Source organism: Nocardia sp. NPDC051929 (assembly GCF_044548645.1).
Taxonomy (GTDB): domain Bacteria; phylum Actinomycetota; class Actinomycetes; order Mycobacteriales; family Mycobacteriaceae; genus Nocardia; species Nocardia sichangensis.
Genome location: NZ_JBIUCG010000016.1, coordinates 193,028 through 207,065, shown reverse-complemented (window position 1 = coordinate 207,065; position 14,038 = coordinate 193,028). Strand labels below are relative to the sequence as shown.

Sequence of the window (14,038 nt, the reverse complement as noted above, 5' to 3'; positions counted from 1 at the left end):
GACAGGTACTTTGCCGGAATCGTCCCATGCCATTACCGTGGAGAGATGAGCAACGTCGCTTCCGGGGACTTTGCGGTTCTTCCCCCGGGGATGGGTGGCAGCGCTGCCGCCGAATTCGCACCGTTCGTGCGCGCTTTCGCACGGGCGTTCGGCAATCGCCGGGGCGCGGGGGCGGCGTTCACGCTGCACCGGCACGGAGAGCCGCTGGTGGACATCTGGGTCGGCTCCGGCGGTGACGTTCCGTGGACCAGGGACACCGGCACGATCATCTTCTCGGCCACCAAGGGGATCGCGGCCACCGTCGTGCACCGTCTCGCCGACCGCGGGTTGCTCGATTACTCCGCTCCGGTCGCGGAGTACTGGCCGGAGTTCGGCGCCAACGGCAAGCACAAGATCACCATTCGTCATCTGCTCACCCACCGGGCGGGACTGTCCGCGCTGGCCCCGATCGCCACCGGCGGCCTGGCCGACGTGCTGGACCACGAACTCATGGAACAGCGCCTGGCCGCGGCCAAGCCCGACCGCCTGCTCGGCGTTCCCACCTACCACGCGCTCACCTTCGGCTGGCTGGTCGGAGGCTTGACGCGCGCGATCACCGGCACCGGCCTGGCCGAGCTGATCCGCACCGAGGTCGCCGAGCCGCTCGGCATCGAGGGGCTGCACCTGGGCAGGCCGCCCGCTGGTGCGCCGATCACCTACGCCCCGCTGGCGGGCACCCAGCTGAGTGCGCTCGGAAAGCCGCTCGGCGCCGCGGTTCTCGGCCGTAGCCACCGGATTCCCGGCGCGCTGGGTGCCGCCACCCGCTGCCTGTTCCTGCCCGGTCTGGAAGGCATCCTCGAGGGCGTCAGCCCGCCGATCCTGGACACCGAACTCGGTGCGGGCAACGGTGTGGCCACCGCGCCGGCACTGGCCACGATGTACGGCGCGCTCGCGGGCGACGGCACCGTGGCCGACCACAGGTACCTCGGCCGCCGCACCATGAAGGCGCTGCGCCGCGTCGAGACCTACCAGCCCGATCGCGCGCTGTTCTACCTGCCGATGATGTGGCGTCTGGGCTACCACTCGCTGCCGATGCCGGGCGCCCACGCCGGGTTCGGGCACATCGGCCTCGGCGGCTCCTTCGGCTGGGCCGAACCTCGGCTGGGCCTGTCGGTCGGCTTCGTGCACAACCGGCTCTCCGTCGCGCAGCTCAGCTACGACCAGTCGGCGGCGTTCTGGTTGCTGCCGCTCATGCTGAACTGCCTGCGTTCGTCCCGCCGCCGGATCCCGGCCGCGCAGACGCCCAAGGCCGCGTGACGCGTCGAGTTTCGGCTGCGCAGACGCGTAAGGCCACGTGGCACGTCGGATCCCGGCTGCGCGGAGGCTCGAGGCTGCGTGGCATGTCGGATTGCGGTCGCGCGGAGGCCCGAGGCTGCTTGGCACCTCGGATCCCGGCTGCGCAGAGGCCCGAGACTGCGGGACGCGTCGGATTTCGGCTGCGCAGACGCGTAAGGCCACGTGGCACGTCGGATCCCGGCTGCGCGGAGGCTCGAGGCCGCGTGGCATGTCGGATTGCGGTCGCGCGGAGGCCCGAGGCTGCTTGGCACCTCGGATCCCCGCTGCGCGGAGGCCCGAGGTTGCGTGACCGTCGGATGCTGGCTGCACAGACGCCCAAGGCCACGTGACACGTCGGATCCCGGCTGCGCGGAGGCCCGAGCGTGACATGTCGGATTGCGGTCGCGCGGAGGCCCGAGCGTGACATGTCGGATTGCGGTCGCGCGGAGGCCCCAGGCTGCGTGGCAGTCGGATACCGGTCGGTCAGACGCCCGAGGCCGCCTGACCGTCGGAGTCGGGCTCAGGTCAGGTAGCGGTAGGCCGGTGAATCGGGCTCGAGGCGCTCGCACTGGATCGGGGAGTGGTGCATCCGTTCCAGCAGCGGCGCCAGCCCGTCGGGGGCGCCCAGTTCGATGCCGACCAGCGCCGCGCCCGTCTCCCGGTTGTTGCGCTTGACGTACTCGAACAGCGTGATGTCGTCTTCCGGGCCGAGCACCTCGTTGAGGAAGCGGCGCAGCGCGCCGGGTTCCTGCGGGAAGTCCACCAGGAAGTAGTGCTTGAGCCCGCTGTGCACGAGCGAGCGCTCGATGATCTCGCCGTAGCGGGAGACGTCGTTGTTGCCGCCGGACACCAGGCACACCACCGTGGAGCCCGGCTCCACGGTGATCTCCGCCAGCGCCGTCGTGGTGAGCGCGCCCGCGGGCTCGGCGATGATGCCCTCGCTCTGGTACAGGTCGAGCATGGTCGTGCAGATCGCGCCTTCGTCGACCTGCATCATCTGGAAAGTGCCCGCGCCCCTGGGGGATTCGGTGGTGGTCAGCAACGGCAGCGAGGCGTGCGAAACCACGCGCCCGCCGAATCCGGACACCGCCGCGTACGGCACGGCGCCTACCCGGCGGACCGCGGCGCCGTCGACGAACGGATCGATCTCCGGCAGCGTGACCGGGCCGCCCGCCACCAGAGCCGCGGTCATCGAGGCCGCGCCCGCGGGCTCCACGCCCAGGATGGCGGTGCGCGGGGATCGGGCGCGCAGGTAGGTGCCGATGCCCGCCAGGCAGCCGCCGCCGCCCACCGGCACGATCACCAGGTCGGGCGTGGTGGGGAGCTGCTCCAGGATCTCCGCGGCGATGGTGCCCTGACCGGCCGCGGTGCGGGTGTCGTCGAACGGCGGCACCATGGTCGCGCCGGTGCGCTCCACGTCGGCCGCGGCGGCCGCGGCGGCGGCGTCGTAGGTCTCGCCGACCGCGATGAGCTCGACGAACTCCCCGCCGTGCACCCGGATGCGGTCACGCTTCTGCTTCGGCGTCGTGGTCGGCACGTAGATGCGGCCCTTGATCCCCATCGCCTGGCAGGCGAACGCGACGCCCTGCGCGTGGTTGCCCGCGCTGGCCGCGACCACGCCGGCGGCGCGTTCCCGCTCGGTCAGCTGGACCACGAGGTTGTAGGCGCCGCGCAGCTTGTAGGAGCGGACCGCGCTGAGATCTTCGCGCTTCAGATAAACGTTCGCCCCGGTCAGCTTGGACAGCCGCTCGCTGCGCTGCAGCGGGGTCGGATCAATGACGTCGGCAATTCGCTTGGCGGCAGCATCGATCTCGTCCGCGGTGAGGGCGGGACGAGAAGCGGTCAGTGCGTCGAGGACATCAAGCGGATCGGACACCCCGAATATGCTGCCACCCGCCGCGGCGGCGAGCTGCGGCGGGTGGCGGTGACACGCGGGCTACCTGCGCAGAAAGCTACTGCGGGGTGAGAACGAAGACGGGGATCTGACGATCGGTCTTGGTCTGGTAGTTCGCGTAATCCGGCCACACCTCGACCGCGCGCTCCCACCACTGCGCCTTCTCGTCGCCGAACACCTCGCGGGCGGTGTAGTCCTTGTTGACCGTGCCGTCGCGCAGTTCGACGTGCGGTTCGGCCTTGATGTTGTGGTACCAGACGGGATGCTTCGGCGCGCCGCCCAGCGAGGCCACCACGGCGTACTCGCCGTCGTGCTCCACCCGCATCAGCGGCGTCTTGCGCAGCTTGCCGCTCTTCGCGCCCTTGGTGGTGAGCAGGATGATCGGCACACCTTGCAAGGTCGCGCCCTCGGTGCCGCCGGAGTTCTCGTACTTCTCGGCCTGTTCGCGGGCCCAGTCGGATGTACTCGGTTCGTATTCACCTGTCAGTGGCATATCTGCGGCAACGCCGCGGCGATTACTTGTGTTCCCGGCGACAAAAAGTTCGCTGGCCCGAACTTCCAATTCCGACTACCCTGAGGAGATGGCGGTCGTTCACTCTTCGGCGCGCGGCACCACGATCGACATCGCGGGTAGCGCGTGGCCGGTATACAAGCTCGACGCACTGGTCGTCGGCTTGGTGACCTGCCTCGTCCTGGCCCTGATCACCGGATCGCTGCAACTCGCGGTACTCGTCGCGGCAGCGCTCGGCGCGGCGCGGTGGCTGATCGGCATGGCGGTCGCGGGTCTCGGCGAGGGGCCCGGCGGCACGCCGTAGCGCGCCCCGCATTAACGCTTCCCCGCCGCGGGCGATGAATTCGAGTAGTCGAATACGCGGGTTTCGGTGGGATGCCGGCGGGAGGATCAGCGCATGAAACGTCTGGTTGTGTGTTGCGACGGCACCTGGAAGGCCGAATCGAGCAGCACGGTTTCGAACATAGTCAAGATCGCGCAGACGATCCGGTTCGATGCGCCCGGACCGGCGGGGGAGACGATCCAGCAGTGGGTCACCTACGTCTCCGGCCCAGGTGCCCGCGGATTCCTCAGCGATCGCCTGATGGGCGGCGCCTTCGGACTCGGACTCGAGGCGAACCTGTCGTCCGCCTACTGGCATCTGGCCTTGAACTGGGAGAAGGGCGACGAAATCTACATCTTCGGCTTCAGCCGCGGCGCCTTCACCGCCCGCAGCCTGGCCGGCCTGATCAACCGTGTCGGGATCATGACCCCCGAAGCGATGATCGAAGGCAAGTACCCCGACGCCCTGAACATCTATCGGCAGCGACCGCCCGCGCCGACGCGGGAGAACCCCGATCCGGCCGAGCCCGAGCAGTGGCAGGAATTCCGCCGGAAGCATTGTCACCGAGCGAAGATCGATTTCCTCGGCGTGTTCGACACCGTCGGCGCGCTCGGCGTCCCTGGCATCACCTCCCTGCGGCACCGCTTCCACGACGTCAAACTCTCCCGGCACGTGCACTGCGCCCGCCAGGCGCTGGCCATCGACGAGCGGCGGCGCAACTTCGAACCGGCCGTGTGGGAGGTGCCGGTCGAACCGACGGTGAAGTACCGGCGCGGCTTCGAGCGAGTCAAGCAGGTGTGGTTCCCCGGCGTGCACAGCGACATCGGTGGCGGCTACACCGAATGCGGCCTGTCCGACATCACGCTGCAGTGGATGGTCCGCGAGGCGGAGTCGGTCGGGCTGGCCTTCGACCGGGCCCGGCTGGCGGCGCTGTCGAAGCGCTGCGACCACACCGACGGCGACCACATGCGGCTGCACGATTCCCTGAGCATCGGCTACCGCGTCCTGAACGTGGTTCGGACGCTGCGTAATCCGCGCAGTCGCCGGTTCCACTGGGATTCCTGGCGCCGGATGTCCATGCCCACCGATCAGGGCGTGCGGTTGTCCGCGAGCGCGCAGGACGCGCTGGACTACCATCCCGCGAATCTGCGACGCTGGCGCGAAGAACTGGGCGGTGTGATCCCGGAAGCCGCTTTCGAGCAGATCCGCGGGGTGTTCTCCAAGAAACTCGAGCAGGCGGGCGCGCCCGTGCCCGAGCCGTCAGCGCACCAGCAGCGCGACCGGCAGCCTGGCGAACATCTTCTCGAGCCTGGCCCGGCCCTGGAAGGTGTGGCCGGTCAGCCGGTCTGTCCAGCTGCCCGCGGGTAGGTCGATGAACGTATCGCTCCAGCCGGTCTCGGCCAGGCTCACGCTGTGGCGGGTGGCGGCGACGATGACCTCGGGGGCCTCGCCCGCGCGGCCGCGGGCGTAGGACACCACCTTGGACGCGTGGTCGCCGGTGGCGAACAGCGGCCGGTACGTGCCGCCGACGAAGCATTCGGGACGTTCGCGGCGCAACCACAGCGCGTAGGCGACGATCCACATCTTCGCCGCGCCGGTGGTGTCCAGCGCGGGCGTGCCGGTGAGCGATTGCAGCATGCCCGCACGGGCGGCGAAGTCCACCGGCCTGCGGTTGTCCGGGTCGACGAGGGAGTCCTCCCACAGCTCGCAGCCCTGGTAGACGTCCGGGATGCCCGGCCCGCACAGCTGTAAGAGCTTCTGCGACAAGGCGTCCGACCAGGCGTGCGGGGCCAGTTCGTGCACCAGGTCGCCGAGTTCGGAGCCCACCGGGCCATCGATCACCGTGTCCAGCCACGCGTGCACCGCGGCCTCGAACTCGGCGTCCGGCTCCTCCCAGGAGGTCTTGCTGTTCGCCTCCCGCATCGCCTTCTCGGCGAACGCGTGCACACGCTCACGCAGGCCGGGCACCGATGCGGCCGGTCGCCCGTCCGCGGGCCACACCCCGAACATGTTCTGCAGCAGGAACAACGCCGTCGCACCGTCCGGCGCGGGGGCGGTCTCCAACCAGGAGTCGACGTTGCGCGCCCAGGTCTCCGCGGCCTGGGACAGCACGCCGATGCGGGCGCGCACGTCCTCGCCGCGCTTGGTGTCGTGCGTGGACAGCGTCGTCAGAGTGGCGGGCCAGCGTTGCGCGCGCTGGCTGTTGGACAGGTGGAACTCGTTGAGCGAGTGGCCGAAGCGCGCCGGGTTGCCGCCGACCTCCTGCAACGAGACCAGCCGCGCGGCCTGATAGAACATGGTGTCCTCGACCGCCTTCGCGGTCACCGCGCCGCAGACCTGGCTGAAGCGCATCGCCGCGGCCCCGTCGGCGGCCAGCGCCGCGACCAGGACCGCCAGCGGCGCGGTGAGTTCGCTGTTGCGCTTCTCCACCTCGGCGATCACCGCGCCCGTCATCCCGGACAGCGGCGCGTAGTCGGCCCGGTAGACCGGCATGAACGCCAGCACCTCGATGGTGGCGTTGGTCAGCGCCATGGTGTCGAAACTCTCGGCGTTCGCGTCCTGTTTGATCGCGGCCACCAGCCGCCGGACCTCCGGTGTCAGAATGGTTTCCGCGACCGCGCGCTTGATCCGGTGTTCGGTCTCGCCGATCCAAGCCCGGTCGCTGCCGTGCCCGGCCACCCGGCGCGAGAGTTCGGTGAGCGCGTGCTCCCCGCGCGGATCGATCAGCACGCCGCCGAAGTCGGCCAGCGCCTCGTAGCCGGTGGTGCCGTCGATGGGCAGCGTCGCGTCCAGCGGCTCGCGGTTGGCCAGGATCTTCTCCACCAGCAACAGCCGGTGCGGGCCGATCAGTCTGCGCAGCCGGGTGAGGTAACCGGCGGGATCGGCCAGACCGTCCGGATGGTCGACCCGCACGCCGTCGATCAAGTCGTGCTCGCACCACGCGGCGAGCTCGCGGTGGGTGAGCTCGAAGACCTCCGGGTTCTCCTGACGGATCGCGGCCAGGCTGCTCACCGCGAAGAAACGCCGATAGGTGCACAGCCCGGCCTTCCAGCTCACCAACCGGTAGTGCTGTTTGTCGTGGATGCGCAGGGCGTTGTCGCCGTCGGTGCCGGGCGCGATCGGGAAACGCAGATCGTGCAGCGCGAGCATCGGCTCGGCGCCGGTGCGGTCCACGGTCAGGGCGGCCGGGTCGTTCTCGCTCTGCAACACCGGCAGCGCCAGCCTGCCGCCCGCGCCGTTGCCGGGGCTCCAGTCGATGTCGAAATACGGCGCGAACCGCGACTCCTGGCCATTCCGCAGCACGTCCCACCACCAGGCGTTCTGTCGCGGATCGGCGACGCCGACGTGATTGGGCACCAGGTCGACGATCAGTCCCATGCCGCGGCTGCGCACCTCGTCGGCGAGTGCCTTGAGCCCCGTCGGCCCGCCGAGGGCGGCGGAGACCGTGGTCGGGTCGGTGACGTCGTAACCGTGCGTCGAACCGTGCGCCGCGGTCAGGATCGGCGACAGGTACAGGTGCGAGATGCCCAGCTGCTGAAGGTATTCCGCGATGGCGCGGGCCTCGGCGAAGGTCAATGCGTCCGGTCGCAGCTGTAGCCGGTAGGCGCTGCGGATCGTCGTCTGGCGGGCGGGCTTGCGTCGGAGGGACACCGGGTCGGTCACGTGCATCTCGGTGGGATCGGGTGCGTTCATCGGCATTCGGGTCAGGCGGCCTGGCGGAGGACGAGGAGACAGCGAGCTTCGACGGTGACGGCCGCGCCGCCGGGATACCTGGCGTCGGTCATGCCGGTCGGGGTCGAGCAATCCAGTGCCACCGACCATTCCGCGCCGTCGCCGGTGCTCGGTAGCACGAAGTCGATAGCCGCGTCGTGGGCGTTGAAACACAACAGGAACGAGTCGTCGGTGATCCGCTCGCCTCGCGGGCCCGGCTCGGGGATCGCCTCGCCGTTGAGGTAGACCGCCAGCGACTTGCCGAATCCGCTGTCCCAGTCCGCCCCGGTCATCTCCTCGCCGGACGGGGTGAGCCAGGCGATGTCGCGGGCGTTGTCCGCCGAACGGACCGGGCCGCCCGCGAAGAAGCGACGGCGCCGGAAGACGGGGTGCCGGGTGCGCAACGCGACCACCGCGCGGGTGAACTCCAGCAGATCGGCGTTCTTCTCCCGCAGCGACCAGTCCATCCAGGCCAGCGGCGAGTCCTGGCAGTAGACGTTGTTGTTGCCGTGCTGGGTGCGGCCCATCTCGTCGCCGTGCGCCAGCATCGGCACACCCTGGCTGAGCATGAGCGTGGCCAGCAGGTTGCGGCTCTGCCGGTCGCGCAGGGCGAGGATGTCCTGGTCGTCGGTCGGGCCTTCGACACCGCAGTTCCAGGAGCGGTTCCAGCTCTCGCCGTCGCGGTTGTCCTCGCCGTTGGCCGCGTTGTGTTTCTCGTTGTAGGACACCAGATCCCGCAGCGTGAACCCGTCGTGCGCGGTGACGAAGTTGATGCTCGCGCTCGGCCTGCGGCCGGTGGCCTCGTACAGGTCCGAGGAACCGGTGAGCCGAGAGGCGAACTCGCCCAGCGTCGCCGGTTCGCCGCGCCAGTAGTCCCGCACGGTGTCGCGGTACTTGCCGTTCCACTCCGTCCACAGGCCGGGGAAATTGCCCACCTGGTAGCCGCCCTCGCCGACGTCCCACGGTTCGGCGATGAGTTTGACCTGGCTCACCACCGGATCCTGCTGCACCAGGTCGAAGAACGTCGACAGCCGGTCCACGTCGTGCAGTTCCCGCGCCAGCGTCGCGGCCAGATCGAAGCGGAAGCCGTCGACGTGCATCTCCAGGATCCAGTAGCGCAGGGAGTCCATGATCAGCTGCAAGGTGTGCGGGTGGCGCACGTTGAGACTGTTTCCGGTGCCCGTGTAATCCATGTAGTGCGACGGATCGTCGTCGACCAAGCGGTAGTAGGCGGCATTGTCGATGCCGCGGAAGCAGATCGTGGGGCCGTTGTGGTTGCCCTCGGCGGTGTGGTTGTAGACGACGTCGAGGATCACCTCGATGCCCTCGGCGTGCAGCGCGCGCACCATCGCCTTGAACTCGGTGACCGCCGACCCGGCGCGATCCATCGTCGCGTACTCGCTGTGCGGCGCGAGGTAGCCGAAGCTGTTGTAGCCCCAGTAGTTCCGCAGTCCCTGGTCCAGCAGCACGCGGTCCTGCAGGAACTGGTGCACCGGCATCAGTTCGATCGCGGTGACCCCCAACCCCTTCAGATGGTCGACGACCGCCGGGTGCGCGATGCCGGAATAGGTGCCGCGCAATTCCTCGGGCACCTCGGGATGCGTCATCGTCATGCCCTTGACGTGCGCCTCGTAGATCACCGTCTCGTGGTACGGCCGGTTGGGCGGCCGGTCGGCGCCCCAGTCGAAGTACGGGTTGATCACCACGCCGGTCATGGTGTGGCCGAGCGAGTCGAGCCCGTGGGTGTAGAGCGAGGGGTGATCGTCGAAGTCGCCGTCGAAAGCCTTGCCGTACGGATCGAGCAGCAACTTGCTCGGGTCGCAGCGCAACCCCCGGTCGGGGTCGTATGGGCCGTGCACGCGGAATCCATAGCGCTGACCAGGGTCGATTCCGGGCAGGTAGGCATGCCAGACGTACCCGTCCACCTCATCGAGCGCGATCCGGTTCTCGGCTCCGTCGGCGTCGATCAGGCAGAGTTCGACCGCGTCGGCGACCTCGGAGAACACCGAGAAATTGGTGCCTGCGCCGTCGTAGGTGGCCCCGAGGGGATAGGCGGTGCCGGGCCAGACACCCAGAGGTGCCGCGTCACCGGGCGCTGCGTCGGGCTGAGCCATGGCAACGACAGTAGCGTCAGCCGGGCGTCCAGCGGTGCGGGTGGTTGTGGGTGACCGGATCGGACGAGGTCGGAGGCATTTTTCGCGCCATCGGGGGAATGGTGCGAGCACCGAGCACGGCCCGCGGTGGCAACGCCGCGCAGTCTCGCGGCACAGCACGGGCGAACGGACCCAACGCCGCGTCGGCCTTGCCCCGAGCGGGGCGCGGTGGTCGCGAGCTCATCCGTAGCGGCGGTCGCGATGACGCGAGCCCTCGCCGGACGCGTCCGAGGTGCCGCGGCACGCGGTGCGTTGATACGGATCACTGACGGCCCGGCACGCGGTGCGTCGATACGGATCACTGACAGCGACGGGCCGTGTGGTGCTCGACATAGCGGAAGCGCATGCGACCCGGCGCATCGTGTGGCGGCTCGTGAGCGGGCGCGCGGCTCACTTCGCGGATGTGAGCGACCGCCGCCAGGTCTGGCCGACCAGGTCGTGCCCCCAGCTGTGATGCGGGCTCTGGTCGACGAGCTCGAATCCCGCGCGCTGGTAGACGCGCCGCGCGGCGGTGAGCACGTCGTTGGTCCACAGCACGATCTCCCGGTAGCCCGCCGCCGTGGCGAATCGCAGGCATTCGTCCACCAGCGCCGAGCCGACGCCGAGACCGCGGACGGTCGGCTCGACCAGGAGCAACCGCAGGCGCGCGGTGGTGTCGTCCTCGCGAACGCAGAAGACGCTACCCACCGGGCGGCCGTCGGATTCCGCGATCCAGGCGCGCTCGCGCTGCTCGTCGCGGGAAGTCAGATAGTCGGCCACGATGCGCACGATCAGTTCCTCGTAGGTCGCGTCCCAGCCGTATTCGTTCGCGTAGAGCTCGGCATGACGCTGGATCACCCAGCCGTAATCACCGGAGCGCGGGCGTCGCAGCGAGAAAGCAGGTGCGTCGGCGGGCCGGTCCAAAATCTGCTGAATGGTTCGCATCGCCGTGATCAGGCGCGCGCGGGTCGCTTGCGGCTGCGCGTCGAGCAGCGCGCCCACTTCGTCGCTGGAGCGCTGATCGAGCGTCGCGAAGATCTCCCTGCCCCGATCGGTCAGCCGGACCTCCTGGCGGCGGCCGTCACTGCCGGAGCGGTTGCGCCGCACCAGGCCGGACTGCTCGAACCGGGCCAAAATGCGGCTGAGGTAGCCCGCGTCCAGGTCGAGGGCGTGGCGTAGCGCGACCACTTCGGTGGCGTCGGACGCGGCCAGCTCGAACAGTATCCGCGCCTCGGTGAGCGAGTAGCGGCTGTCGTGCACTCCTTCGCGCAGCACGCCGATCACGCGCGTGTAGTGGCGGTTGAACTCGCGGACGGCGGCGATGTCGGCGGGGGCGGCAGCGGTCACGGCGGCTCCAATCTTTGACTTTGTCAAAGAATATTCCGCCGCGACGCCACCGGGCTGGGAAACGGCCGAACTCGGCCCACCCTTGCGAACCCGACCAGCTCGGGTGCTAACTTGAACGGTGTTCAATCCGCTCCGGGGCGACCCGGGCCGTGACGCGAGGATTCCTGTGGCACTGACCCCCGACCAGATCACCGCCCTCGACGCCGAGCACGTCTGGCATCCGTACGGCGGCTTCCCCGCGACGACCGAACCGCTGGTGGTGGCCGCCGCCGCGGGGACCAGGCTGACCCTGGCCGACGGACGCGAGCTGGTCGACGGCATGAGTTCCTGGTGGGCCGCCATCCACGGTTACCGGCACCCGGTGCTCGACGCCGCGCTGGTCGACCAGTCGCGGCGGATGAGTCATGTGATGTTCGGCGGGCTCACCCACGAGCCGGCGGCCCGGCTGGCCGAGCTGCTGGTCGAATCGACACCGGCCGGGCTGGACAAGGTGTTCCTGTGCGACTCCGGCTCGGTGTCGGTCGAGGTCGCCGTGAAGATGTGCCTGCAGTACTGGCGTTCGCTGGGCAAGCCGGAGAAGCGGCGGCTGCTCACCTGGCGCGGCGGCTACCACGGCGACACCTTCACCCCGATGAGCGTGTGCGACCCCGAGGGCGGCATGCACTCGCTGTGGACCGACATCCTGGCGAATCAGCTGTTCGCGCCGATGCCGCCGAGCGAGTACCACCCGGAATACACGGCGGAACTGGAGCGCATGATCGCCGCGCACGCGGGCGAACTCGCGGCGGTCATCGTGGAGCCGATCGTCCAAGGGGCGGGCGGGATGCGCTGGCATCATCCCGGCTATCTCGCCGACCTGCGCAGGTTGTGCGACGAGCACGGGGTGCTGCTCGTCTTCGACGAAATCGCGACCGGATTCGGCCGCACCGGAACGCTTTTCGCGGCCGACCTGGCCGGGGTGAGCCCGGATGTGATGTGCGTGGGCAAGGCGCTGACCGGCGGTTACCTCACCCTGGCCGCCGCGCTGTGCACCACGCGGATCGCCGAGACGATCAGCGCGGCGCACGGCGGGCTCATGCACGGCCCCACGTTCATGGGCAACCCGCTGGCCTGCGCGGTCGCCGTCGCGTCGATCGAGTTGCTGCGCTCGCGCGACTGGCGCGGCGAGGTGACCCGGATCGAAGCGGAGCTGGCTGCGGGCCTGGCCCCGGCGCGCGAGCTGCCGGGCGTGATCGAGGCGCGTGTGCTCGGTGCGATCGGTGTGGTCGAGCTGGACCACCCGGTCGACATGCGCGCCGCGACCGACGCCGCGGTGGCGGCCGGGGTGTGGCTGCGTCCGTTCCGCAACCTCGTCTACACCATGCCGCCGTTCATCAGCACGTCCGGCGACATCGCCACGATCACCGCCGGCATGCGCGCCGCGGTCGCCGCGGGGATCGGTCGGTGACCGGTCAGGCGATCCAGGGCGGGACGATGGTGCCGTCGCTGTCCGGTGTGCCTGCCCGCGCCCCCGCGGGCGCGGTGACGATGGCGGTGAAGCCGTCGCCGGTGTGCACCTGTCGCAGCGTGTTCGGCGGGAGGATCACCGTATCCCCTTCGGCCGCGGTGAGTTCCGTGCCGTCGAGCGTGACGTCGAGCCGTCCGGCGAGGACGGTCCAGATCTGCTCGGCGTCGATGAAGTGCAGCGGTCCCGCGGTGTCGGCGGGCACCTCGACCCGCCACAACGCGAGTCCGGAGCCGCCCTGGGTGGGGGAGGCGAGCGTGGTCATGACACCGCCAGGGGTTTCGGTGCGGCGGGTGTCGGAGTGTCGGATGACGGTCATCTGGCTACCACCTCTATAATAGACAACATGGTTGTCTATATAGTCAACGAGGTTGTCCATCATGTCAAGTGACAGGGGTGGCTATGAGCTGCCGCTGCGCATGCTGCTCGGCTTCCGGGCTGTGATCGACGAGGTGCACGCGGATCTGGCCGAGCACGGTCACGCCGAGTTGCGGCCGATGCACGGCTTCGTCTTCCAGGCGATCGGCCGCGCGGGCGGGCCGCACGGTTGCACGGCCGCCGACCTGGGGCGCGCGCTCGGTGTCTCGAAACAGGCCGCGGGCAAGCATATCGAGGCGTTGGAGCGGCTGGGCTACCTTCGCCGCGGGCACGATCCGTCCGACGCGCGGCGCAAGGTCTACACGCTCACCGAACGCGCCGATGACGTGCTGACCCGATCGGCGCGAACGTTCGACCGGATCCACGATCGCTGGTCGGAACTGCTCGGCGCGGATCGGCTGGCCGACCTGGAGCGCGATCTGCGCTCGCTGACGCCCGGCGAGGTGTTCCGGCTGGATACGCCGAACTGGTTCACCGGTCCGTGAGCCGATCGGACGAATTAGGGCGGCCGTCGGCGAGGTCGGGACGATCGCTGTCGGACAGCATCTCCCACACCCGGAAGATGCAGTGGTAGTCGTCCGACCAGCCGCGCACCATCAGTAGATAGGTGTCACCGTCGCGGAGCACGACGCGGCGACCGCGCAGCTTGGGATGCTCCGGGGTGTAGGTGGGCAGCACTCCGGCCAGTTTCGCCAGCGCTTGTGCGCGCGTGCCGACCACTTCCGTCAGGATTCGGGGTGACCAGCGCTTGTGATCGCCCGAGCCCGTTGTTTCCTCGACGACTATCGCCCACCGCGGCATCCGGCCGTGTACCTCCCGGTGCAGCTTGTCACCGCGGGCCGGTGACACCACCAACGATGGGCTCAACGGTACCAGCGGACCTGCGGGAGAGTGCCCTGAACGGTGTTCAAGTATGCTTCGGAGC

The 14,038-nt window shown here is 69.4% G+C and carries 12 protein-coding genes; 5 read left to right on the top strand and 7 right to left on the bottom strand.

Annotation, left to right across the window (positions count from 1 at the left end; translation table 11 throughout):
* Positions 1–45: 45 nt before the first annotated feature.
* Complete coding sequence (locus ACIHAX_RS23060; RefSeq protein WP_355078313.1) at positions 46–1,296, top strand: serine hydrolase domain-containing protein; 1,251 nt, start codon at positions 46–48, stop codon at positions 1,294–1,296.
* Between the two features lie 538 nt (positions 1,297–1,834).
* On the opposite strand, the gene ilvA is transcribed toward ACIHAX_RS23060, so the two are convergent.
* Both ilvA and ACIHAX_RS23050 read right to left on the bottom strand, forming a co-directional pair.
* Complete coding sequence (gene ilvA, locus ACIHAX_RS23055) at positions 1,835–3,190, bottom strand: threonine ammonia-lyase IlvA (RefSeq protein ID WP_355078312.1); 1,356 nt, start codon at positions 3,188–3,190, stop codon at positions 1,835–1,837.
* Between the two features lie 76 nt (positions 3,191–3,266).
* Entirely contained in the window at positions 3,267–3,701 is a 435-nt protein-coding gene (locus tag ACIHAX_RS23050) for a nitroreductase family deazaflavin-dependent oxidoreductase (RefSeq protein WP_355078311.1), read from the bottom strand.
* Between the two features lie 88 nt (positions 3,702–3,789).
* Between ACIHAX_RS23050 and ACIHAX_RS23045 the strand changes: the two genes are divergently transcribed.
* Both ACIHAX_RS23045 and ACIHAX_RS23040 read left to right on the top strand, forming a co-directional pair.
* On the top strand, positions 3,790–4,023 hold the full coding sequence (locus ACIHAX_RS23045; protein ID WP_355078310.1) for a hypothetical protein: 234 nt from the start codon (positions 3,790–3,792) through the stop codon (positions 4,021–4,023).
* Between the two features lie 93 nt (positions 4,024–4,116).
* The gene (locus ACIHAX_RS23040; protein WP_397279461.1) at positions 4,117–5,409 is read left to right on the top strand and encodes a DUF2235 domain-containing protein; all 1,293 of its coding nucleotides are present in this window, start codon (positions 4,117–4,119) and stop codon (positions 5,407–5,409) included.
* Here the strand turns inward: ACIHAX_RS23040 and treY are convergent.
* The 3 genes from treY to ACIHAX_RS23025 all read right to left on the bottom strand — a co-directional run bounded on the left by treY (position 5,302) and on the right by ACIHAX_RS23025 (position 11,231).
* Positions 5,302–7,710 (bottom strand): malto-oligosyltrehalose synthase, encoded by a 2,409-nt coding sequence (treY, locus tag ACIHAX_RS23035; RefSeq protein WP_356967888.1) that lies wholly within the window; start codon positions 7,708–7,710, stop codon positions 5,302–5,304. The two genes, ACIHAX_RS23040 and treY, sit on opposite strands and share 108 nt — an antisense overlap.
* A 35-nt stretch (positions 7,711–7,745) precedes the next feature.
* A complete protein-coding gene (gene glgX, locus ACIHAX_RS23030; protein WP_355078308.1) occupies positions 7,746–9,866 on the bottom strand; it encodes a glycogen debranching protein GlgX in 2,121 nt (706 codons plus the stop codon).
* A 429-nt stretch (positions 9,867–10,295) separates the two neighbouring features.
* A complete protein-coding gene (locus ACIHAX_RS23025; RefSeq protein ID WP_397279459.1) occupies positions 10,296–11,231 on the bottom strand; it encodes a GNAT family N-acetyltransferase in 936 nt (311 codons plus the stop codon).
* Positions 11,232–11,397: 166 nt separating this feature from the next.
* Between ACIHAX_RS23025 and ACIHAX_RS23020 the strand changes: the two genes are divergently transcribed.
* On the top strand, positions 11,398–12,678 hold the full coding sequence (locus ACIHAX_RS23020) for an adenosylmethionine--8-amino-7-oxononanoate transaminase (protein WP_364430556.1): 1,281 nt from the start codon (positions 11,398–11,400) through the stop codon (positions 12,676–12,678).
* Between the two features lie 4 nt (positions 12,679–12,682).
* On the opposite strand, the gene ACIHAX_RS23015 is transcribed toward ACIHAX_RS23020, so the two are convergent.
* The gene (locus ACIHAX_RS23015; protein ID WP_364430553.1) at positions 12,683–13,054 is read right to left on the bottom strand and encodes a cupin domain-containing protein; all 372 of its coding nucleotides are present in this window, start codon (positions 13,052–13,054) and stop codon (positions 12,683–12,685) included.
* A gap of 61 nt (positions 13,055–13,115) precedes the next feature.
* Between ACIHAX_RS23015 and ACIHAX_RS23010 the strand changes: the two genes are divergently transcribed.
* Positions 13,116–13,598: a MarR family winged helix-turn-helix transcriptional regulator gene (locus tag ACIHAX_RS23010; RefSeq protein ID WP_364430550.1), complete on the top strand. Its 483-nt coding sequence runs from the start codon at positions 13,116–13,118 to the stop codon at positions 13,596–13,598.
* Here the strand turns inward: ACIHAX_RS23010 and ACIHAX_RS23005 are convergent.
* Positions 13,585–13,980: a hypothetical protein gene (locus tag ACIHAX_RS23005; RefSeq protein ID WP_355078303.1), complete on the bottom strand. Its 396-nt coding sequence runs from the start codon at positions 13,978–13,980 to the stop codon at positions 13,585–13,587. The two genes, ACIHAX_RS23010 and ACIHAX_RS23005, sit on opposite strands and share 14 nt — an antisense overlap.
* Between the last annotated feature and the right edge of the window lie 58 nt (positions 13,981–14,038).